This window comes from Exiguobacterium sp. KJ 601, assembly GCF_027161185.1.
Classification (GTDB): domain Bacteria; phylum Bacillota; class Bacilli; order Exiguobacteriales; family Exiguobacteriaceae; genus Exiguobacterium; species Exiguobacterium profundum.
The window spans coordinates 447,610-472,417 of sequence record NZ_JADHZG010000001.1; the positions used below are offsets into that span (position 1 = coordinate 447,610).

The following is a 24,808-nucleotide window of genomic DNA, read 5'->3' on the forward strand; positions in this document are numbered from 1 at the left end:
ATCATGATTGAAACGTTAAAAAGCCTTCCACTGCTGAAGGAAGACCTTAATTTTATTGAGGCGATAGAGGCACAAGCATCGACACAGGCATTAGACATTGCTGTATTGGGATCCTTTAGTGTTGGGAAGTCAGCTCTGATCAATGCTTTAATCGGAGAAGGGGACACCCTACCGACACATACAAATGAAACAACTGCAATACCCACCTATGTCTCAGGAACAGTCGAAGATAAGGTGGAAATCGAGTTTGTCGATGGAAGGAACCACGTGATATCAGGGGATGAATTACATTCCTTGGTGGCGGGAGGTCAAGTGGAGGGTGTTTCTAGTATTCGACTCTCAAAAACGTCGCCTGATTGGTTGCAAGGTGTGACGATAATCGATACGCCGGGACGCAATACGAAATTCAAAGCACATATCGAGGCTTCTGAATCAGCGCTTCTATCCGCTGATGTGATTATTTATGTGATGCCATGGCAGGGACTAACCTTAGAAGATATCGTCTATATCAAACACATTCTTCTGTATCAGCCTAACCTTCACTTCATTATCAATAAGATCGATCGAGTGGATGAAAGGCAAGGTGTATCGATTGAAGAGTTGGTTGCGAAAGTCACTACGGACCTATTCTCTCAATTGGGAAAAGTATATCCCGTTCATGCGGTAAGCGCGGCGACAGGACAAAACGTGGAACTTGTTTTAAACCTTATCGCCAGCTTGAAGAAAAAGATGAAGGCGGTCAAAAAGAGACGTTTTGATCATGCGCTTCATCTGTTCCTCTTACGTGAGCAGAGTCGTGTGAGTCAACAAATCAAGCTATTGGAGCTAGCGCTCTTTAAGGACGAATCAAAACTTGAAACTGAAAAGCAGGAACTTCACCTTCAGTTTGAAGAAGCGAACCTAGCAATTGTCAATCAGATTGATTTGATGCAAAAGATGCTATATCGTACAGGTGAAGAAGTAGAGGAATTTATTCATTCGAATTATCTTTCACTTGAGACACGTTTAAAGTCATTGATCAATCAAGGCCTCTCTGTCGATGTGTTGACTCTAAAAATCGAAGACGAAGTGTTGACGACTCGGAACACCATATTTAAGACAGTCCAGGAAAAGTTGCAGAATGTCACGGGAGAAAGCTTCGTCCTTACATTGAATGAAGAGATGAATCAAAGTGTAAACTTTAAAATGACAGAGCCAGACTTGTTTCATCTTCAGCAAAAGCATGATGCCGAACGTCAAAGACTGTTGAAGAAAGTCGAATCAGTGGCGACAGAGCTTCAATACTTACCGGTAGAGACAATAGATGAAGAGAAATATCTTCTTCTCACTCAAGAGATTGAAGGATTGACAGATGAATTGGTCGAACGATACATCCCGCAATACATTATCGATGAATCTGCTAATGACCAAACAGCAACAAAGATTGCATCAGCGATTGGTTTCGTCGGAGATATTGGGCTCGCAATCGGTCTTGCAGCTGTGACCGCGGGAGCCTCGGCCGGGGTGCAGGTTTTGGCGAAAGGAGCCGGGAAGACGGCGGTTAAACAGACATCAAAGGAAATTACAAAAAAATTAGCCAAAGAAGCGGCACTCAAAGCGGCTAAACAAGCAATGAAAGATTCGGCGAAGAAGGCAACAACAAAACTAGCGCTTGAAGCAACAGGAAAAATGACTGCAATCAGTAACGAAATTATTGACCGAAAAGCAGGTGAAGAGATTGGTGAAGACAGTCAGCTTCTTCGCGCAGTGAAGACGTTCGATCAAGTTACCAGTCCAGTTCAAACATTAGCAAAGAAAATTGGTCAAAACATTGATGAACAACGTCGACAACCACCTGTAGAGGATACACAATATCGTCGTGATTTCTTTGCGCGTAAACATGAGATGGAGATTGAGCGTGATAAACGGTTGTCACAGTTAAAGGAATTAGAAGAGAAAGTATCAACGAATGAAAAGCTCCGTCAGGATTTACAACTCAAACGACAGAAAATCGAAAAGAGTGTCGAGCAAGAAATTGTTCGTCTTCAAAACGATTATGACTGGACGTTGCAAGAACTTAAGAATCGACATATGAACAAAGAAGTAGAACGTCAAATTCATTCTATAGTCTCAGAAGAACAAGAAAATGTGCGAATTTGGTTCAAATCAGAATTTGGAACTGTATCTAACGCAATCGAACAAATGGTTCCTGCTCAACTAAACGAACAGCTAGATGAGTCGAAGAAACAGATTGAAAAAATTGAACGACTCAAAGAACAAGGTAACGACCGGATTGAACTAGAGATTCAAGCCTCACGACATACTTTGCAAGAAATTGAAATGCTATTGGATGGGGAGCATAATGAGCTATCAATCTGAAATCGCTTGGTTAGCACATCAATTGGAGAAACACATGCTCGAGGATGAACCATCTATTTGGAAGGCGATGCGAGAAGCGGAGTTCCAAAACACGCGACGATTTGACGAGGGTGTTAGACAAGTGTATATCGTGGGTGAACCAGACATTTTAAGCGAATATACAAATCTTTTTGACTCCGTACCGACATCCAAGGGAAGAATTGAATCTCGAGAAGATCACTCGATTTTGAAATGGATGGTCGTTCACTACTATCTTCCTGCTGATTTAGATGAAATTCCTACAGGAGTTCGAGTGAATTTGTTTGTGGAGGAAAGGTTACCGATTTGGTCACGTACTCTGTTTCAAACAGAAGCTGTCGCAAAAGTAGTGAGTAAAAAGAGAATCAAGACATTAGAAAAATTAACAAAAGTGACCAATACTTTATATGAAGAAATGACAATTGATCATCTTATGGATGATTACCTTCCTATGGAAACGGTTGAGAAAGTAACAGAAGAATTATATCCGGATATACCACGGCAATACCTGATGCGTCTATCGACACTAACGGAACCGCGTGAATTGTCTGACGTGATGGATTTAGCGGCAGCGGACATGTTGAATGCCTATTGGCTTCAAAATCGACCGACCTTTCCCGAATGGATGCCAATTCTAATAAGAGAAGTAGCTCAGTTTTTAACCATCAAGTCTTCGCATGATCAAGGTGAAGAATTGATAGAACGAATGAAAGGATGGGGTGAACGTGAGAAACGAATTGATGGAAAGTGAGAGAAGATATCTGATTTTGAGTCATCGCTTACTTGAGATCACGTCTGACGCATATCCCCAGATGCTTGAAACCTTAAAACAGTTCCTACATGATTTGGATCAATTGGATGTATTCGAGCGAACGCTGTATGTGGCCGAATTACTTGAGGTGTTAGACTCGCGAAAGAATAATGACGGATTTGATCAGACAATACGAACGTTGAGGTCTGAGGCAGTCAGTGATGCTGTGCTCGCATTATTTAAGCGATATAAGAAATGGATAATTTGAGGTGAAGGACATCATGAAGAAGTTATATAGCTACATGTTCCCTATATCATTAGGAGCATTTGCACTTGTAGCGACACCAGTTGCTGATTCAGATATTATGATTTCGCTTTTGGTATTGGTAGGAATCGTGACCTTGTGGTTAGGGATTACATCTGTGGCGAAAAAAACAGATGAGAATGAACAAAAAATGAATCTGCTATTAAATAGTATCGAACAACAGGCAGAAGTCGTTCGAGAGATCGTCACCGAATTACAACAGAACGGTGAAGTCGTCAAGGGTGGACTTCAGAATATTCAGAACGCTCTTACTGAGCTAAACGATACGTCTGAAGCGAAATTAGTAGCGATGGAATCAAACACCGAGACCATAACGGAAGAATTGAATAAGTTTAAAGAGAGTCATCAGATTGGGAATAGAGAAATTGTTAATAAGCAAGAAGAGCTCTTACGTCTGACTGAAGAGCTTGTGGAGATACAAAATGAGCTTCCGAATAGTTTCAAAGAGCTTCAGGACTCTATCTCTCAAACCAATGACGACCAAATTGAAGTTATGCAAGGTCTCGAAACACATGTCTATGAAATAAAAAATAGTAAAGAGTCCTATCATGAACAGCTTCTCGAACTGAACGGTAAAATCATCGATACCGTGAATGCTCGTATGGAGAGTCTAAGCATGTACATCCAAGAAGAAGCAACCACTTTAATGAAACGTTCTGAAGATGCACAGGTGATCGCATTAAAAGAAGTCGAGGAGTTTGGAACATTGATCAAACAAATCGATGTGCTGAATCAACAGATGCAACATGTTTCCAAACAGAATCAAGAGGCGAGTGTCTCAGAACTAGAAAGATTGACAGAAATTAGTGCAGCTTTGTTAGAAGGTATCAGTCAACTCACAAATTCGAAAAGTGCAGAGCGTAAAAAACTATTAGTAGTTCAAAAAAAGTTGATTGATAAATTTGCAGATTAATCAAAGTGAGTATTTATAATTCAAGAACAAACGTTTTTTAATGAAAGTCGTTCACTCACCAGATTCCGTATGCAACATGGTATTGATTATTTTTAGAAAAGACAAAACGGCTTGAATCCTTCAGTTGAAAGGATTTGAGCCGTTTTCTTCACTATCATTATAGGTTCTGTCTAGTTGAATGGAAATAGGCTTGTTTTCACGCAGTTTGTTTTTGCTGTTGCTGTTCTTGGCGTCGACGAATGAGCTTGCGTCCGAGCTGAATCCCGGGCCGCTCGATGATTCGATACGTGACAGATGCAATTACTCCAGAGACGACGAGCGTCAAGAGGAACGTCAACATCCATACCGTCGTCACGTTATATTGCTGGGTCCACGTCTCGTTGAAGAGGTGATTGACCCAGTCGAGGACGAAAAAGTGGACGAGGTACAGGCTGAAGCTGATATGCCCGATGTACTGCATCACCGAATGATTGAGGAGGCGTCCCCGAATGCCGGATAAGCCGAGAGCCAACAGACAAAAGGCGAGACCGAACAGCGCATGTTTCGGAAACGCGCTATAGACATCATACGGAGTAATCCCGAGTATGATCAGTAACGCAATCGATCCGAACGTCATCGCATAGTGCGTTTGCACGGACCACGATTGGTCGCGCCACACGAGATACAACGTGACCCCCATCAAGAAGATCGGCAACTGGTTCGGGAACCAATAAAAGGCGAAACTCTTCACGTCCATGAATGGCTGACGCTGTTCGGTCAGGAGGTGCAGGACGATGCTGAGTACGAGCGTCGACGTTGTCCACAAGATCCCTTGACGCGCTGTCTTGATCCATTTGAACAGGAACGGCACACATGCATAAAATAAAAATTCGTTCGAGATCGACCAACCGCCCGGCACGAGACTGAATAACCACTCGGGATGCAGGACGTTCGTGAACGTCAACGTCGAGACCAAGAGGGAAAGTGTCACGTCTGGATAAGCCGTCGAAACCCCGATGAATTGATTGATTAGATCAAAACTTAAGTAGAAGAGCAGTGCGGCGTAAAACATCGGTGCGATCCGGAAGAAGCGCTTCGTGTAGAAGTCCTGAAGCGGAATCTGGCGCGATACCGTATAGCGCTCCAATGAATAGAACAACGTGAAGGCGCTGACGATAAAAAAGAGTTGGACGCCGCGCGACCCTTGTATCCCGATATGGTATAACCAATCGGGCAATTGTTGAAGGGACCGTGTCGAGTGCGTCAACACGACCCCGAGGATGGCATAACCGCGAAGGGCATCTAAAAAACTGAGCTTCTGCAACTGATGTAATCTCCTCTATACATTCCTATTTTTCTTTTCGTCAAACAATCTATCACGCTGTTGACGGTGTGTCTATTTGATTCAGACACTTGTGTTGAAACTGTAAAATATACTTCTCGTTAAATCGGCACGCGAATTTGTCTCGTCTCTTTGTTCGAGAGCGTATAGGTCACGATGTAGCTCGAACCGGACACTTTCACACTGGCCGAGCGAATCGTCGTCTTCGACTGGTCGAGTCGGATGAGCGTGAGGTAGCGCACGTCTTTCCCGGTATTATACGAGATGACTTGTGGACGCGGCTTCCATTCGTAATCCTCGACGGCGACGAAGCTCGTGCTGTTGCGCATCGATGAATTTTTAAGATTCAGCTGCATGAGCTGGATCGTTCGTCCGTTCGTATCACCGTAGACGACGTTCTGAGTCGCCATCGAACTCTGAAGGAGTTTCAGACCTTCGGCGAGATGGAACCGTTGCACGAACTTCGTGGTTGCGGGTGAACTGATCCGGTCGTAGACGATGAGTGTCTGTTCTCTGTCGTAGACGAGCGTCCGTAGATGCGTCGCCCCGTTCCCGATGAGCTGGCTCTCCCCAATCGTAAGAAGGGTCGAACCGAGATTTTGTACGGTCTTGATGTTGCTCTTCCCACGCATCGTGGAGCGGAGGTCGAGATTCGCCCCGTCACGGTGGACGGTATTATGGGCATCGACACCGAAGACGCGCTGACGTTCGGGGCGATTCGTATAGCCGTAGCGACCCGTCTCGATGATGAAGTCGCGGCCGAGGCCGTACAGGTCGATGCTCAAGTCATCGGCATGCTTGTGGGCACTGCTGTGATAGCCGGCTGTCATCATCACCTGGGTCGCCTGATTGAACGCGCGAGGTGGAGATGCCCAGTATTCGCGCATGAAACTGTATTGGTTACTGATCCGTTTCGCCGTGACCGGTGGACGTGTCCCTTCCTTCCCTTGGGTGAGGGCGAAGACGAGCTCGGGGAAGTCCTCGATATGCGGAATGATCGAGGTGTTCCGTCTGACACCGGACGTGTCCCCAAAGATCGGGAGTGTCCCGTTCGGTTTGATCATATACGTCAGTTGCTTCGGCATCTGTTCGACCCGTGCCATACTCGAAGGGAGTGAGAAACGGTTCGCTTCTGCCCAGATGAGGAAGCGGTCGAGCACGTGATACATATAGGACTGATAGCCGGGTGAATGCTCGAGGTGGACGGCGTCCGACGTGATGCTGTGGCGGATCTGTTTATCGAGGCGGCTATCTGCGAGCGTCTTCCACGTTCTGCTCCGGTCGAACTGTGGGAACGTCTGCGCGATGGCAGTGAGCGCCATGTCTTGGAATATCCCATGATTGTGATCATTTTTATAGAAGCTAGACGTCGCGAGTAACGTGCCATGGTCGTGGAGTGTCCGCAACATCAGACCGGTGAACGCCGTATCTTTATAGAGCGAAGAAGATTTATAGGCATCCCAAAAATTCAAGAGATGGAACGTCCGGATCGACGTGCCGTGGTCGTTATATGGCCAACGGTACTGTTTGTAGTTCGCAATCGGATGGGCTTTCGTCCAACTTTTAACGACTCGTACCCCGTACTTCAAATAAGCGGTATTGCCGGTCTCGTTATACGCCTGGGTCAATTGATTGAGCACCGTCAAATAATGAATTTGGAACGGATAGGAATTGCTCGACGAGCTCGGGATGTCCCGGTGCCAGTTAAACGTATCGACGTTCGGGACGGACAATTGATATGGTTTGGACGGGATCGACCAATCCCCACGAATCGCACGGTTGGCGTAGTCGACGGCGCGCGCAGGTGTCAATTTTTCATATTCATATGGCGCGTGAAGTGGCATCTGTTTCATATACTCATGCGCGAGTCGTGCCGTTCCGCTCGACTTCAAATTCGAAGCGGTGAGTGGGTCACCGAGTAAGAGCTTGGCCTGACTTTTCTTTATGTAGATCTTTTTCGTATGACTCAGTGCGATGTAGTACCAGCCGGACGTACTGACGGCTGTATAGCGTTTTGTTGTCGAATACGCTGCCACTTTAGTCAATCGACCGTTCTTCATTTCATAGACGGTCGCATTCGGGATGGAGCGGATATCGAAAGGGTTCGTCGCAGCCTGGACGGAGTCTGTCGGGGTCATGCCCCAAGCCCCTACTAAGACGAGGACGAGTAATATTCGTTTCATGCATACACCTCAATAAATTTGGATTTACTTCTTTTTCAAAGTATACCATGAGGTGTGTTTATTCCCTTAATTTTCTATATCATCTTTATTGTAAAAAGAAGACCGATCTAATTCACAGGTCGGTCTTCTTTGTATGGTCTTTAATCCAACGTCAACCGTTCCACGGCATCGCGAAGATGATTCTCGCGGACGCGGATGTACCGACGTGTCGTCTTCGGCTCGGAGTGGCCAAGTAATTCAGATAACGTCGTCTCCATGACCCCTTTGTCATAAAGGTGCGTCGTAAACGCATGGCGGAGCGTATGAGACGTGACAGGATAGCCGAGCACTTCTGTGGCAGCCGTCGTCAGGTGACGATTGATGGTCGTCTTACAAATCAAGGCACCTCGTGCAGACGGGAACACATAGGGTGAGTCGACGGGACGTCGCTCCTCATCGAGATAGGTGGAGAGGACGGAGTGAATCTTGTCATTCAACGGGATTCTCCGGGGCTTTCCCGTCTTTGATTCTCGGACATAGAGTAACCGCTCCTGCAAATCGATCGCATCGAGTTTTAACAGCCGGACCTCGTTGATCCGCATGCCCGTATGGAGTTGAACGGTTAAAAACGTACGATACAATGGGACGTCGATGGCATCGATGACAGCGGACAATTGTCTAGGGGAGGGGATCTCCGCTGAATGGCGCTCGGTCACTTTCACCCGTAACTGATGAAAGGGGTTATGGGTGACGAGATGTTCGGCGATGGCCCAATCGTATAAGCCGCGAAGAGCGCTCAAGTAGTTGTTGATGGTCACCGGTTGACAGCCTTCCGAACGGAGCGTGTCGATATACGGCATGACGTCCTGCCTCGTTTTTAATTCGTCGAGCGTTCTGCCTTCTCCCATGATGGCTTCGAATCGGGCAAACTTATAGGTCGCCTGGCTGACCGTGTTGTCCGATTTTCCGGTCATGCGTAAATAGTGGATGTGCTGGGCGACGGCGTCTTTCATGTGTAAGGTCATCTTCCTGTCTCCTCTTACTCGTTGTCCTCACGGAGCATCCGTTGCAGTTCGGCCTTATAGGCGCGTAGTCGACTCGGCGAGTACCCGAGCGATGCCTCGGTCCCGTGAAGCATATGGCAGAGTAAGGTGAAATGGCGATTTGGTAAAGTGGATCGCTTGTCGTCTAGCCAAAGCGAGAGGGGTACTTCGCGCTGGTCGACTTGTTCTGGGAGTCGTTCGCTCGCGACCTCGTGTTGGAGCGTCTTCGCCTGTTTGGCCCGTTCGTTCAGGATGGCCCCGCGGATACGGATGAAACAGTACGTTTTTCCTAACGTCTTGCCGTCTTGAAGGGCGCGCCATATGGCGATTCGTGCCGTTTGGGCGGCATCGTCGACTTCGTTCGGATGGAGATGGAGCTGTCGGATGACGTAAAAGATCATCGGCTCCCACTCTTTGATTTGTTCGTTAGTATCTGGCATGGTGGGCTGCTTTCCCGCGCGCGTCTCAAGTTTCCTAGGTGGATACAGCATAATGGTTGTTATGCAGATTTCGCACCTCACGAACGTTGAAGTTTCGTCAGCCCAAATCAGACACAGCACGGAAATGCTGTATGGCACAACCCGTATCCCTTATCCATCGGAAGCATCGATTCTCTATAACAACCATTATAGGAGGATGTCAGGTGATGATTTGATCAAGAGGTAAATGATATCCAAGTTTTAGTTGTTTAGCATTCGTTTAATGGATATAATTTACAGGGTAAAATCAAACCGGAAATGTGAGGAAAATCATGAAACCTTTGTATAGACGATTATCCATCGGGATGTTGAGCGGGATGCTCCTGTTCGCACCGATGACGACGGCTTCGGCCAACTCGGACTTCAACGTGCGCGTCGCTCCGTCGACCACGCTACACCAAATGAAGGGGAAGAAACTGGTCCCGCTACAGAAGACGAACACGACGAAAGAATACCGCATCGTACGCCCGTCCGGATGGTATTATCTTGCCATGTCCGGTGGCAAACGGATCTATATCAAGAAAAGCCAGGCGGAGGTCGTTCCGGCCCGTTCGTTGACGAAAGCACGCATCCAATCGAAAACGAACCGTCCGCTCGTCCATACATACATGGGGCAGACCGAGTCCCATATCCCGTATGAGTATGACCGACTGTCGACAGAACAGGCGAAACAGTTCGCCGATCGGGCGCTCGCCGGCAACTGGTATATCCCGACGAAACCGAACAATCTGTCGGTCCCAAACATCGACACGTTCAACTGGCATAAGGACGTCCCGGCCGTGGACAGCAACTCGTTCCCGTTCCAGCTCCACTACTTGACGGTCCTCAATCAGTTGACGCAAGCGTACAATGACACGGGTGACCTCGCCTATCTGAAATATGGCGAACGACTAATCAAAAGTTGGACGAAGGCACACCCAGCCTATAACTACAAACGACTCAAGTGGGGATACAATGACCAAGGAACGGCGATTCGTGTGTTCCATTTGTTGAATTTCTGGGATGTATATAAAGAGACGTCACTCTATCGGGACCCTGCCTTCACCGAGCTCATGTTGAAAACATTGTATGAGCATGGGGAGATCTTGGCCTCGTCCGACTTCTACAAACCGAAACATAACCACGGCATCTTCCAAGACATGGCGCTCACCGCCATCGCCCAGACGTTCCCTGAGTTTGACCGGAGTAAGGCGTGGCAATCGACCGCCAGCACGCGGCTCCAGGCGCAGATCGCCCACAGCATCTCGCCGGAAGGGGTCCACCTTGAACACTCACCTCGATATCACGTGTATGTGTATCATACGTTGTCGCGCTTTATCGAATGGGCCGAGGCTAACCAGTTCGTTCTGCCTTCACGCTCGGGCTATATCGAGAAGATGCCGGATCAGCTCACCTACATGTTGAAGCCGAATCGGACGCTTCCGATCTTCGGTGACACGACGGGGCACCTTCAAGGGATGAACATCATTCCAAAGACGAACGAATATCCGGAGCTCAGTTTCGCAGTGAGCGGAGGGGCAGAGGGCGTGGCACCGACCTTGTTGACGAAGCAAATCGGGGACCAATACAGCTTCATGCGCGAATATTGGTCGCGTCCACCTGAGGCGTTCTCGGGTGCGACACAAGTGATGATGACAGCCGGGTATCATAGCAGTGCCCACAAGCATGCCGATGACTTGAGCATCGACTTCTATGGACTGGCGCGTGACTTCATCATCGAGACGGGTCGCTTTGGTTATTCGGCACGACCGGAACGGAAGGAAGTCTTTAAAGTCGAGGCCCATAACACCGTCCACCGATACGGGGAAAACTTGGATTTAAGCAAAGGCATGATCGGTCGGAGCCGTATCGTGAAGACCGAAGACCGTGGAGAGACGAGCGTCGCCATCGGAGAGAGCGCGTTGATTGGGAAAGGGGCAACGCATCGCCGCACCCTTGTCTATGACAAGGCGAAAACGCTCGTCGTCTACGACCGCATCACCTCACCGAAGCCGGACATGTTCGTTCAGCGCTTCCACCTCGGAGAGGGTCTGAAACTATATAAAGGGACGACCGAGGCACAGAACGTGACGTTCCGAGACAGCCGCCGTCGATCGATTCAACTGATGCAACTCGAGACGGACGAAGAGTCATATATGTCCGTTCAACCAAGTCATCTATCGGTCCGTGATGCGGAGTGGACGCTTCGCGACCAAGTCGTCTCCATTGAATACGGTACGGACGTGCGTTACATCACACTCATGCGGATCGACCGGACGAACACCTCGATTGTCGACACGGCGGTCAAGGAACAAGCTAATCAGTATGAACTCACCTATACACTTTCCAACGGCGAGACCCATACTCTCGACGTTCCAAAATGATTGAAGCCTGGCGACTGCCAGGCTTTTTTACGTGGACGATGAGAGTAGTTGTTGAATCCCACCATTTGCTAAGGTAGAATTTTCAAGTAGAACAACTGACAAGTGAGGGAACGAATGGAACATTCACATGCAAAACAGATCGTGGTTCAACTTCGGGGTTCGCTCTCGGGGAAAGCGAGCGATGGTTGGGACGTCGTCATCTCGGCAGGGACGATGTGCTATCAATGGAAGGGAAGACGGATGATGCCAGACAGTCGGCTCGAGACGACCGAGACGGTACGGCTCATCCGTCCATACGGTCGATATTATATTGTCCATAGAGAAGGAAGGGAAGCACTCGTCCGCGCGACGGACGTGATGCTCCTTATGACCGACCCCCTCTCGAAAATCAAACTGACGGACAAGATGGAGCGACTGCTCGTCCGTGACTATATGAAACAAAAGCGCACATTCGCTTCGTACCATTATGAACAAATCCGTGATGAACAGGCGGTTCATTTTGCAGAAGAGACGTTGAGCGGAAGATGGTATATCCCATCGCTTCCGCATACATTGGCCGTCCGTGATGTTCGGACGTTCGATTGGAACAAAATGTTACCACCTGTGAACAACAACTCGTTCCTTTTCCAACTCCACTATTTGACGACGGTCAATCAACTGACTCATGCCTATGAGGTGACGCAAGACGAAAGATACTTGCACTATGCACACCAAATCATCGATAGCTGGCAGAGCCATCATCCGCTGCATGGCGGTCCGCGGGGGCGTGTAGCATACCATGCGCACGGTACGGCGATTCGAGTATTCCATATACTCCGTTTCTTTGAAGCGTATCGCCAGGCACCGATCCATCATGATGCCCGTGTGACGTGCCGCTTGTTACATCTGTTATATGAACATGCGACATTACTGGCGACCCCTACCTTTTATCGTCCGCTCCATAACCATGGGCTCTTTCAAGATATGGCACTGTTTGCGATTGCTTCCTGTTTTCCGGAGTTTGATCGCAGTGCGGATTGGAGAAGGATTGCGCGTGCGCGGTTGAATAAGCAACTCGACATTTGCCTTTCGGAGGACGGGACCCATTTGGAGCACTCGCCCGGCTATCACGTTTACGTGTACCATACGCTAAGTCGATTTAGAGACTGGGCCGATTTAAATGGATTCACGTTGCCGGAAGGGATTGGACGCATCGACCGGATGCCAAAGCGCCTCTTGCATTTCATTAAACCGAACCAAACCTTGCCGATCGTGGGGGATACAGGAGGACAGCTTCGCGGAAGCCGTTTAATTCCTCGGATTGAAACGTTTCCCGAACTAGCCTTTGCCATGAGCGGAGGGACACAAGGACAATGCCCAGAAGAACTGCTGGCGAATCTAGGCTCTCAATATGCGGTCATGCGTGAATATTGGCACCATGCAAAGCGTCCGTTTCGTGACGCCACCTATATTCTGATGACAGCGGGATACCATGGGGGTGCACATAAACATGCCGACGACTTGAGTCTCGAACTATATGGATTGGGGCGGGATTTCATCGTCGAAACCGGTCGGTATGGCTATGTTGACGGACCTGAGCGTGCGCAAGCACTACGTGTCGCGGCGCACAATACGGTACATCGACTCGGAGAAGAGCTCGACTTGTCGATCGAGCGAATCGGAGAGAGCGGAATCCTAGAGGTGAAAGAGGCGCGGAAACAGATGACGGCGACCGGAGTGAGCCGTCTGATTGGAAAAGGGGCCATTCATACTAGGCATGTCGTGTACGATAAGGCGCGAACGCTTGTCGTGTTTGATCGGATTGTCGCGCCGGAAGCGGACCTCTTTGTCCAGCGCTTCCATCTGGCACCCGGTTTGGACCTGGTATCGGGTACACCAGAAGAACACAACGTTCGATTTAAAGATGCCTCGAATCGAGCCATTCAATTCATTCAGCTTTTAAAAAGCGAAGAGGCTTATATGGCACTTGAACCGAGCCATGTATCCATGCGTGATTTGGAGTGGACTCCCCGCCAGCAAGTCGTTTCGATTGAACATGGTAGCGAAGTTCGCTTTTTGACTCTGATTCGACTAGACCGGACCGGGAAGCGTGTCGTCGATACGAAGGTCGAAGAGCGGGATGGGGTGTACATCGTCTCGTATTGGATTGAAAACGGGGGGAAGCATGTCATTCATGTGCCGTGTGAGGAAAGTCGTGACGTGTAAAGGACAAAACGTCACGACGCTCTCACGAAGTGATGTCGTCCTTTACATAATGAGGAAATCGTTTTTTGTGGAAATTGTAAAAACCTTAAAAATCTTCAATTTGTGATTGTTTATTGGACGCGTTTCCGTTACGTTAGAACTAGAGCGATTTGTACATATAAGGGAAAAACGGACGACTTTGGGGTAATCGTGGTAAGTAAAAAGTCGAATGATGTAAGCGCTTTCTCTTGTATGTCCTCTTCGCAAATCTGAAAGGGGAATTGGACATGACAAAGAAATCATCTCGTAAGTTGTACACAGCACTCGCTGTAGCGGCCGTATCGACTGCATCGCTCGCACCGGCTGTTGTCACAGAAGCTGCGTCGAAAGCACCAGTCGTCAAAGCGAAATCAGCGTATGTGTACGCAGGGGACTTGGATGCTGCACTCGATGCTACATATGAAGGCGCGCCGATCCATTGGTATAAATCGAGCGTCAACTTGGAGAAATTAGGTACATTCCAAACAGCTAAGGGAATCGTCAAAGGCAAAGGGAAGTACATTGAGAAACGCGTCCGCGTCCTCGATCACCCGATTGCGATTTTACCACCGAGCGAGCCACTCGTGTTCAAACAAGGGAAACCGGCACTTGGCATCGTGAAGCAACAAGTGAAATTCGCAAGTGGGACGTATGAAAAAGCAGTACGTTGGAGCAAAATCGACACGAGTGAAGTCGGCGAATTCGTCGCGACGGCTACATATACAAACCGTGGTAAAACGATCACACTTGAAGTTCCTTATACAGTAGAAGGATACAAGCTCTCGATCATGCACACGAACGACACGCACGCCGCGCTCGATCTCGCACCGAAACGTGCGACAGCCATCAAGCAAATCCGTGCAGAGAAGCCAGACAGCCTCTTGATCGACGCAGGGGATGTCTTCTCAGGATCACTTTACTTCAACGAGTTCAAAGGTCAAGCTGACCTCAAACTCATGAACTACATGAAATACGATTTGATGGTACCGGGTAACCACGAATTCGATCTCGGTACAGAGCAAGGACATAAAGAACTTGCTGATTTCGTCCGTTATGCGAACTTCCCGTTCGTCAGCTCGAACGTCAACTATGCAAATGACCAATACATGAAGAGCCTCTACCGTGACGAAGTTTCGCAAAAAGCGTACAACGGTCGTCTTTATGAAGGAGTCATCAAAGTAGTGGATGGCGAGAAGGTCGGATTCTTCGGTTTGACAACAGAAGAGACGGCATCCATCGCTAGCCCAGGCCCAATTGAATTCCAAAACTACATCGCAGAAGCACAAAAAGCAGTCGACGCGTTCAAAGAGATGGGAGTCGATCAAATCGTAGCTGTCTCACACCTTGGGTATAACGACAACCCGGCGTTCGACAACGACTTGTTGCTTGCTGAAAACGTAGATGGAATCGACATCATCGTCGGTGGCCACACGCATACTCGTTTGAGCGCTCCGGTCCTCATCACAGAAGGAAAAACAGAGCCAACGGTCATCGTTCAAGCGGACCAATACAGCAATTTCCTCGGAACGGTTGATGTCGAGTTCGACAAGGATGGAAAAGTCATCAAACATGCAGGTAGCTTGATTGACGTGAAAGCACTTCAACCAGATCCATACGCGGTCGAGTTGCTCGCACCATTCAAAGATGTCGTGGATACAATCAGCCAAGACCCAATCGGTGTCTCACTCACAGCTCCACTCGATAACCCACGTGACAAAGGTGACGAAACAGCACCGAGTGTCCGTAAAAATGAAACAGCCCTCGGTAACTTGATTACAGACGGTATGCTCACGAAAGCGAAAGAGTATGATTCTGCTGTCATCGGTGCTGTTCAAAACGGTGGTGGAATCCGTGCATCAATCGATGCAGGTCCTGTCACGACAGGTGAAGTGTTGACGACACTTCCATTCGGAAACACGCTTGCCATCATGGACTTGAAAGGTAGCGAATTAAAAGCTGCTTTCGAGCGTAGCGTTGGCATTTACCCAATCGAGAACGGTGGATTCCTCCACGTATCTGGATTCAAAGTATTGTTCGACAGCTCAAAACCGGCTGGCGAGCGCATCGTTAGCTTGCAGTACAACAACGGCACAGAGTTTGTCGATGTCGAAGACGCGACGAGCTACAAAGTCGCAACGAACTTCTTCACAGCGCAAGGTGGAGACAACTATGTTGAGTTTGAAACGGCATTCAAAGACGGTCGCGTCAATGACCTCGGTCTCATCGACTGGGAAAACTTCCGCGATCACTTGATCAGCCTCGGCGAAGAAGTCACACCTGCTGTTGAAGGACGTATCGTTGACGTCAACGCAGCTGAATAAGACAATCATTGGTTGCTTTCGGACGGATCCAGGAATGGGTCCGTCTTTTTTATAGGAAACTCAGGCGTGTACATTTGTCATCAAATTGCGACCGACATATAACTCTGTTAAGATACGATAAGATGAAGAAATACTGATTACTTAAAAAAGGTGGAGCGGACGTATGGATGTAAAAGCGACGCTGCGCGATGTGCAAGCGCACATTGCGTGGTTGAAAGAAGAAAAAGAACGAGTCGACCGGAGAGAAGCATTGAACGGAGATGACTTGATCACCCTTGAGGACCTTCCTTCATTGTCGAGACAGGCACAACGCCCGCGTCTTGACGATAAATTGTTTGAAGAACAGCAAGCTACCTTAAAAACGGAACTCGAATCAGCTCGAGCGCGACTCCCGAAACAAGATGTGACTCGTATCGCATCGAATGGGAGCAATTTTTATGAGAAGGCGGACGTACAAGTGGCATTCGTCGGTCCTGTCAAACGAGCGAAAGAGTTAGAGCGGCTTTGTCATGTCCATTTATTTGAGAATGTGACGGGCTTCTTAGAGCTGGCTGAAATCGAAAAGATTGATTTCCTTCTCATCTCGGCCGCGCTAGTGGAAGATGAGACGACCGCATTCCACCACATGGGCTCACCGCGTTCGCACTCCCGTCACTGGTTGGAGAATTTGATTCGCAAAGCCAAACAAATTGATGTTCGTGTCGTGTTTGAAACTACTCTCGATACGAATCACTACGATCGTTTCTCCTCACTCGCCGCTCAGTGTGACTATATCTTTACGGCAAACGAGGAGCGTGTGACGGATTATATCGAAGAAGCCGGACATGAGCGCGTTTTTGTCATCCGTCCGGGAATCGACCCACTTCGCTTCAATCCAATCGGGATGACGCGTGTTCAGTCGGATTCGGTCGTCGTCACGAACCGTTTCCCGGTACAACGTTTTGCAAAAGACTTGGAGACACTCGCACAAGGTGTTCGTGATGCGAATAAGTCTCTTTATGTAATTCGAGAAGCGGATGAATCGAAGGTGTCGTTCGCACCGAAATCACTTCAAGATGTCCTCGTCCATGGGGACCAAGAGGAGATCGAGGCGCTGAAAGAAACCTCGAACTGGATTCTTCACGTCAATGAAGTGAAAAACAGTCCGACGATGAGTGCGCAAGCCATCTATGAGGCACAGGCACGGGGACAACTCGTCTTGACGAACTACAACGTGGCCGTCAACAACGATTTCCCGAACGTATTCATCGCGACGAGCGCATTGGATGCACAAGGGATTTTAGAAATGTTCGATACAGACGAAGAGCGTCTCGAGCATCAGCTATCTGGTGTCCGTACCATCTTCTCGAACCATACGATTTATGATCGTTTCAACGAAATGTTATTCGTTCTCGGCATTCACCACGAAGTCCGTCGTGACGTCCTCGTCATCGGTCGCGGTGACGTGACGGCGACGCGTGAGCAGTTCGAGCGCCAATCGTATCCGCATAAACGTTTTGTCGCAGAAGCGGATTTACAAGAAGTCGATTTACGCACAGCCGACTTCGTGACGGTATTTGACGACCGTTATCACTACCTCGACTATTATGTAGAGGATATGGTCAACGCCTTCAAATACACGGACGTCGCTTTCGTGACTAAAGGGCAGGACGTTGTACATGAATTCGTAGAGGGATACGATGACGTCGCATTAACGATGTTTGCGGCAAGCCACCTGTCGCTTGAGACGCTTCGGGACGACCAGCGTATCGAGGGACAAGGCTATGCCATCGATCATTTCGAACTGCTCGCGGCAGATGACGTACTCGTCCCGAACGAACCGGGCGACTATGCGCTTTCAATGATCGTCCCGATTTATAACAACGGTCGTTATCTCTACAACAAATGTTTCTCTAGTCTTCGCCGTAGCTCGATGTTTGAAGACATGGAGATTTGGCTCGTCGACGACGGTTCGACGGACCAAGAGACGATCGGCTATATCGAACGCCTCGTGCGGAAGTATCCGAACGTCTACACGTACTCATTCAACGACGGAGGCAGCGGCAGTGCGTCGCGTCCGCGAAACAAAGGCGTCGAATTGGCAACGACACCGTACATCGCTTTCCTTGACCCGGACAATGAAGCGGTCAACGACGGCTATGCGGAACTATTCCGTATCATGAAAGATAATGACGCGCTTGACCTCGCAGTCGGAAGTATGTTGAAGCTTGCGAACCGTGAGGCCATGATTGAGCTAGACGGCCTTGAAAAAGATGGTGTTCGCGTCATCGAAGACCCGAGAGCGTACTTGCTCGAGCACAACTTCAAGGTACAGAGTATCCAGACGATGGTCATCAAAAAAGACTTCATCCAGAAGCACGATTTGAAACAGGTCATCGGTGCGGTCGGGCAAGACTCGCTCTTCTTCCAAGAGATGTTCCTCAGCGCAGGACGCGTCGCTCTTCTCGACTTGACGATTCATGATTATTACGCGGCTGTCGCCGGTTCGACAGTCAACACGATCACGAAGAAGTACTTTACGAAGTGTGTCATTCGGGAAACGGCACGGGCAAAAGCATTCGCCCGGGAAGGTGTACTCGATCAATACCGTTCCACACGATTCGAACGCTTCTTCTCGATGTGGTATTTGGTCTTCTTACGCCGAAGCAAACCGGAAGAGTTTGTCGACAATGCCGGTATGCTTTATGAAATCATCGAACAGTATCGTCCGATGGAATTAGAGACGCCGATTGTAAAACAATTCGTCGACTTATATGAATCAGGACAAACAGAAGAATTGAAGCGTCTCTACTTTGACGCATACTTGTGAGGTGAGAGCATGAGCAACGAATTTGAAAAAGAAATCGGATTGTTGAAACAACGAATCAAACTGCAGGAAGAAGAGATTCGTCATTTGAAACATGATGAACGTCTATTACGTCAAAAGCATCGACGACTCGTTCAAAAGTATGGAGATCTTCTGTACACGTTTGAATGGACCGTGAAGACGTTCGAGAAGAAAGAGCAAGCGCTCAGTGACTTGAAACGTAAATATGATGTGTTGAATCAGAAGTATCGTCGTCTTGTGCAATCGAAAGCCGGAAAAGCGATTTTGAAGGCACAGGCGGTTGCACGACGCATTCGCAAATAAAGAATCGAGCTCGAAAGACTCGATGATTTGGAGGATATGAGGATGGATTGGCAGAAAAAAGCACGTCGCGCCGCTTACCTTGGGGTACAACGGTCGAAGCGACTCGGTCGTAAAGTGTTGAACAAACGCCCGAACAAATCGCATCAACTACGTGAACTCGTACCGAACTGGTATACACGCTCACCTTACGTACACGTTGAAGGGACGGACCTTGTCTTCTCTGGGGACGAGCCGGTCACCGTCACGTACCGACCGAACGCGAGTTCAGATATCATCTCGGTGAACGACCTCGTCGAATCAGGTCAAAAGACGTTCACGGCTATGATGCGTGTCAAATCGCGCGAAGGTCTGATGCCAACGTTGACGTTAGAAGTCGTGCGTAAAGGTGGACGTACTCGTTACGTGACGGTACAGGACGGCGATCAGGTCGATGTGACGCTCGGCATGGGTGAACAAATCGTCCGGGCTCATCTTGAAGTCAACGGGGCAGGAGCGTTCAGCCTCGTCGAGCTCATGCTCGGCAAGCTGTCGCTTTGGACAGTCGAAGGGACGGCTGCGAACGTATCACTTGATGCTTTTGATTTCCGTTATCCGCTTACGTCGTCGTCACTCCGTTCTCTCAAACCACAGAGTGAGATTGCTCACTTCGACGGAGACACGCTCGTCGTCCGTGCCGAAGGGAACCAATACACGCACTATGGCGTCGATGAGATTGCGCTACCACACGTCGATACAGAACGTGGCATCGATTTTGAGACGGGTGATATGGACGATGACTTGTATCGTTTCTATTTGAAAGGGGACCGCACGGGTACAGCGGACGCCTCGCTATTCATCGTGACATATACGGTGTCTGGGCAGGATCGTTTGATTGAAGTGCCACTCGGACTGAGCGGTATCGTCCGCATCGCACCGTCACACCGTTCCATCCGCTATTTCATCCGCGTGAACGGGTCAGGACAGCTTGAGAACTTGAATATCGGCATGATTCGCGAAAAGAGTGTCCGCCGTGAAGACGTCTTGTCCCTCAAACCGGACATGTGGACGATCCCGGCACCCGACCTCATCAAATTGAAGAGTCGAGATGACCAACTCGTCGTCCAGTTGAAAGGCGAGGACGATCAGCGCCGCTACATCTCGTATGCAGAGATGAACAACAGCTTCAAACTGCTCCCGACAGAGTTCCCGTATGAAGTGAAGGCGAACAGTCGTTACCGTGTCACGCTCGACGGTGTAGCCGATGAAGGGGCGAACGTTGTCCTCTACATCATCGCCTACTCGGCGACGGAGCGTCAGATCATGCAACAGGTTCAAATCGGAAGCGAGAAAGTCTTCTACTTTGACCGTGGCATCCGCTTCCTTCGTTTCGCCCTCCGTGTCGACGGTGTCGGAGAGGCTCGGGTCGACCGCATCCGTGTCGCTGAAGAACTCGTCAGCGATGGTACAGAAAACCCGACGTGGATGGACGTGCGCGAGGCTCGCTTCTTCGCACCAATCCCACGTGAACTACACGAACTGAAGGTCGCGGCCATCTTCGATGAGTTCACGATGGCATCCTACAAACCAGAATGTCAGCTCATCACGTTCACACCGGACAACTGGAAGACGGTGCTCCTCGATGAGCAACCGGACGTCCTTGTCGTCGAATCGGCGTGGAAAGGGAACGCCGGTGCATGGGAGAAGAAAATCGTCAAATATGGCACGAACACATGGGAAGAGCTCGATGCGCTTCTCGCTTGGTGCCGTTATCACAATATCCCGACCGTCTTTTGGAACAAAGAAGACCCGATTCACTACGACCGTTTCATTGAAACGGCGAAGCGATTCGACTATGTGTATACGACCGACATGAACCGCGTTCCGAACTATAAAGAAGATTGTGGTCATGACCGTGTCGATGCGTTACCGTTCGCGGCGCAGCCGAAAGAACATAATCCAATCCGCTTACCAGGGACTCGTGAGCCTTACGCGTGTTTCGCCGGTTCGTATTATGCGAACCGTCACGAATCACGTAAAGCTGACATGGACAGACTGTTCGCGGCAGCAGACAAGTATGGTCTTGCGATTTACGACCGTAACTATGCGATCAACCAACGCGGGGAGAGCGACCAACTTCAATTCCCGGAACAGTTCCGTCACTCGATTCGCGGCAGTTTGAAATACAACCAGATTGCCAAGGCGTATAAAGGATATAAAGTCATGTTGAACGTCAACTCGGTCAACGATTCACCGACGATGTTCTCACGTCGCGTCTTCGAAGGACTCGCCTGCGCCACACCAGTCGTCAGTACACGCTCGGTCGGGGTTGATGCCATGCTTGGCGATTACGTCTTCCTTGACGACGGAGAATCTGACTTGGATGAAACGTTCCGCCGTTTGATGACAGATGACTCATTCTATGAGGACATCGCGATGCGTGGTATGCGTCACGTGTTGACGTATCACACTTACACGCAACGTCTCGCGAAAATCGTCCAAGACGTCGGTATCCCGTACCGTGTCGACCACGAGAAGATTGCCGTCGTCGCCTTCATCAAGTCGCGCGAAGAGGCAGAACGCGTCGTCGCTCAGTTCGAGGCGCAACGTTATGAGCATAAACATCTCATGATGTTCCTCGATAAGTTCGAGGATCACATCGATGTATACAATACGTACAACACGCCGTCGATTTCGACGTATATGCGTAGCTACTTGACGCACTATACCTCGTTCACGGAGATGGTCGAATCGTACGATTGGGTCGCCCACTTGAAGTCGGACGATTATTACGGTCCGAACTACTTGAGCGATTATCTGCTCGCGGCACGCTACGCAGAAGCGGACGTTCTGACGAAAGAGGATTACTATACGTATGACGGTCAGCTCGTCAAACAGGACCATGACGAATCGTATCGTTATGTGTTTGATGCGACACCGTCCCGCTCGATCGTGCAGCCGTCGGCACTCCGTTTCTATACGGTGGAGGAGGCACTCCACATCTTTGAAGCGGATGAGAGCTTGAACGAGCTTGCTCGTTCTGGCAAACGCATCTTCAGTGTCGACCCGTATCAATATGTGAAAGCCGGTGCCGCCATGGATGAAGCGGACCTTCAGGAGGTAACATTATGACGAAGCAACCGCTCCGAATCCTCGTATACGGGGACGTCAATTTGAACTTGATCGACGGATCGGCCATCTGGCTCACGTCGGTCGTGCATATGTTGAACCAGGACCCGAACATCGAGGTCGACGTGCTCTTGAAGCGCTCGATTGTGAAACCGGAAGTGACGGCATCGATCAAACAGCTCGACCGCGTCAATTTCATCGACGTCTTCACGGAAGACTCGACGAAGAAAGACGAGCCGTACTATGAGAAGAAGGTGCTCCAGCCGGAAGAGGCGGCCCAACTCATCCACGAGCTCGTCGAGACGAAACAGTATGACATGACGTTCATCCGTGGGTTCCAGCTCGCTTATGCGCTCTCCGATTATGAACATACGATGAAAAAGACGTGGACTTATCTCACAGATTTCACGCATGATTCATCGGCCGCGTCACAGGAGGAGTTGGCACGTTTGAAGAAGATTGCGGACCGTTCGGCTCGCATGCTCTGTCAGACGGCGGAGATGAAGGCGTACTTCGAGACGTTTTTACAGACGCCGAAGCCGTTCCTCATCTTGAATCCGATGATCCCGAATATGCGTGAGGCGACGCCGACGTTCAAACGTCAGGCGAAACGTCTCGTCTATACAGGAAAATTCGCGCCACTCTGGTACTCGGCTGAAATTCTCGACGCACTCGAGAAAGTACGAGTCCAGATGCCGGACGTCGAATTGAAAGTGGCAGGAGACAAGTTCAACCAAGACCCGAACAACCCAAACTTCCGTAAAGAAGTGACGCATCGCCTTCAAACGGACGAAGGGGTCCACTGGTTGAAAGGTATCCCGCGTGCGGACGTCGAGACGCTCATCGAAGAGAGTGACATCGGCATCTCGTGGCGTCACCCGGACCTTGACGACAGCCTCGAGTTGTCGACGAAGCTCCTCGAATATGGGGCGCTCGGGAAGCCGGTCCTCCTTAACCGCAACAAGATGCACGAGATGTTGCTCGGGTCGAGCTACCCGCTCTTCGTCAATTCGGAAGACGAATTTATCGAAAAGGTTGAACTCGCCTTCACGCATCCAGCCATCTATAAGGATGCGGCGGAACGGCTCTACAACATGGCGAAGAATTATACGTTCGCCAGCACGTTCGAACGTCTCCGTGACGCGATTTGGGAGATGCAGAAGACGACGATCCTCTTCGCCGGTCATGACTTGAAGTTCATCCGCATGTTCATGGAACGTTTCGAGGCCGACCCGAGCTACCGGGTCCTCGTCGACCAGTGGGACGGACACAAGATTCATGATGTGAATCACAGCAAGGCATGTCTCGCACAAGCAGACGTCATTTTCTGTGAATGGGGCCTCGGCAACGCCGTCTGGTACTCGCAACATAAGTTGCCGCATCAGCGCCTCATCGTCCGAATTCATCGTCAGGAGAAAGAAACACCATTTCCACGGGAATATGCGCTCGACAACATCGACCGCATCATCCTCGTCTCACCGTATATGTTAGAAGAGATGCATCGTCTGTTCGGAATCCCGCGTCACCAGATGACGGTCATCTACAACGCCGTCGACGCAGACAAGCTCGACAAACCGAAACAGGCAGACGATTTGACGTTCCGTCTCGGTATGATCGGCATGAACCCGAAACTGAAGCGTCCAGATCTCGCGCTCGATGTCCTCGAAGAGCTGCTGAAGACGGACAAACGGTACCAGCTCCACTTCAAAGGGCACCATCCAAAAGACGTCTATTGGATTGGGAAGCGCGAAGAGGAGAGCGCGTACTACGAGGCGCTACTGAAACGAATCGAGGAGTCAGAACTTCGCGACCACGTCCACTTCGATGGTCACGGCAATGACGTCGACACGTGGCTCCAATCGATCGGATTCGTCTTCTCGACAAGTGACTTGGAAAGTTTCCATCTCGCACCGGCCGAAGCGATGGCAGCAGGATCATACCCGCTCATCCGCCACTGGACGGGCGCGGAAACGATTTACCCAGACGAACTACTCGTCACGGATACGTCGAAATTTGTCGATACGATCCTCTCTTATAAAGAAGATACCGAGAAGCTGAAGACGGACGCAAAAGCCTATCAGGCGTATGCCCGTAAACATTTCGCGCTCGATCGTCTCTATCGAGAGATGGAACAAATCATTTCAGGCAAAACACACGAACAATTTGCGACGACATTGTCATGAAAATGTAATTGCACCAAAGAATTGTTCAAGAGTATAATGAGTATTGTTTTATTATTGAATGTGAAATAAAATGATGGACAATGCGCTATTTAAAAAGCGCGTCAAAACATTTG

Annotated in this window: 14 protein-coding genes; 10 read left to right on the forward strand and 4 right to left on the reverse strand. The window is 49.3% G+C overall.

What is annotated here, in order from left to right; all coding sequences use genetic code 11:
• The first annotated feature begins 3 nt into the window (after window positions 1-3).
• From IRJ25_RS02380 to IRJ25_RS02390, 3 genes are all read left to right on the forward strand, one after another.
• On the forward strand, window positions 4-2,358 hold the full coding sequence (locus tag IRJ25_RS02380) for a dynamin family protein (RefSeq protein ID WP_269317702.1): 2,355 nt from the start codon (window positions 4-6) through the stop codon (window positions 2,356-2,358).
• Window positions 2,342-3,127, forward strand: coding sequence for a hypothetical protein (locus IRJ25_RS02385; RefSeq protein ID WP_269317703.1), 786 nt, complete (start codon window positions 2,342-2,344; stop codon window positions 3,125-3,127). Before IRJ25_RS02380 ends, IRJ25_RS02385 begins: the two co-directional genes overlap by 17 nt.
• A 281-nt stretch (window positions 3,128-3,408) precedes the next feature.
• Complete coding sequence (locus IRJ25_RS02390; RefSeq protein ID WP_269317704.1) at window positions 3,409-4,365, forward strand: hypothetical protein; 957 nt, start codon at window positions 3,409-3,411, stop codon at window positions 4,363-4,365.
• A 196-nt stretch (window positions 4,366-4,561) separates the two neighbouring features.
• Here IRJ25_RS02390 and IRJ25_RS02395 read toward each other — a convergent pair whose 3' ends face one another.
• The 4 genes from IRJ25_RS02395 to IRJ25_RS02410 form a co-directional block, all read right to left on the reverse strand.
• Window positions 4,562-5,668 (reverse strand): acyltransferase family protein, encoded by a 1,107-nt coding sequence (locus IRJ25_RS02395; RefSeq protein WP_269317705.1) that lies wholly within the window; start codon window positions 5,666-5,668, stop codon window positions 4,562-4,564.
• A 119-nt stretch (window positions 5,669-5,787) separates the two neighbouring features.
• Window positions 5,788-7,869, reverse strand: coding sequence for a heparinase II/III family protein (locus IRJ25_RS02400; protein ID WP_269317706.1), 2,082 nt, complete (start codon window positions 7,867-7,869; stop codon window positions 5,788-5,790).
• Window positions 7,870-8,009: 140 nt separating this feature from the next.
• Window positions 8,010-8,873, reverse strand: coding sequence for a tyrosine-type recombinase/integrase (locus IRJ25_RS02405; protein WP_214690545.1), 864 nt, complete (start codon window positions 8,871-8,873; stop codon window positions 8,010-8,012).
• Window positions 8,874-8,887: 14 nt separating this feature from the next.
• Entirely contained in the window at window positions 8,888-9,331 is a 444-nt protein-coding gene (locus IRJ25_RS02410; protein ID WP_269317707.1) for a sigma factor, read from the reverse strand.
• A gap of 311 nt (window positions 9,332-9,642) precedes the next feature.
• On the opposite strand from IRJ25_RS02410, the gene IRJ25_RS02415 reads away from it, so the two are divergent.
• The 7 genes from IRJ25_RS02415 to IRJ25_RS02445 all read left to right on the forward strand — a co-directional run bounded on the left by IRJ25_RS02415 (window position 9,643) and on the right by IRJ25_RS02445 (window position 24,695).
• Window positions 9,643-11,733, forward strand: coding sequence for a heparinase II/III family protein (locus tag IRJ25_RS02415; RefSeq protein WP_269317708.1), 2,091 nt, complete (start codon window positions 9,643-9,645; stop codon window positions 11,731-11,733).
• Between the two features lie 114 nt (window positions 11,734-11,847).
• On the forward strand, window positions 11,848-13,938 hold the full coding sequence (locus IRJ25_RS02420) for an alginate lyase family protein (protein WP_269317709.1): 2,091 nt from the start codon (window positions 11,848-11,850) through the stop codon (window positions 13,936-13,938).
• Between the two features lie 266 nt (window positions 13,939-14,204).
• Window positions 14,205-16,277 (forward strand): bifunctional metallophosphatase/5'-nucleotidase, encoded by a 2,073-nt coding sequence (locus IRJ25_RS02425; RefSeq protein WP_214690549.1) that lies wholly within the window; start codon window positions 14,205-14,207, stop codon window positions 16,275-16,277.
• A 163-nt stretch (window positions 16,278-16,440) separates the two neighbouring features.
• Entirely contained in the window at window positions 16,441-19,086 is a 2,646-nt protein-coding gene (locus tag IRJ25_RS02430) for a glycosyltransferase (RefSeq protein WP_269317710.1), read from the forward strand.
• A gap of 9 nt (window positions 19,087-19,095) precedes the next feature.
• A complete protein-coding gene (locus IRJ25_RS02435; protein WP_074036034.1) occupies window positions 19,096-19,407 on the forward strand; it encodes a hypothetical protein in 312 nt (103 codons plus the stop codon).
• Between the two features lie 42 nt (window positions 19,408-19,449).
• Window positions 19,450-22,515 carry a CgeB family protein gene (locus IRJ25_RS02440; protein WP_269317711.1) on the forward strand — a complete coding sequence of 1,022 codons (3,066 nt, stop codon included), beginning with the start codon at window positions 19,450-19,452 and terminating at the stop codon, window positions 22,513-22,515.
• Window positions 22,512-24,695: a glycosyltransferase gene (locus tag IRJ25_RS02445; protein ID WP_269317712.1), complete on the forward strand. Its 2,184-nt coding sequence runs from the start codon at window positions 22,512-22,514 to the stop codon at window positions 24,693-24,695. Before IRJ25_RS02440 ends, IRJ25_RS02445 begins: the two co-directional genes overlap by 4 nt.
• Window positions 24,696-24,808: the final 113 nt, after the last annotated feature.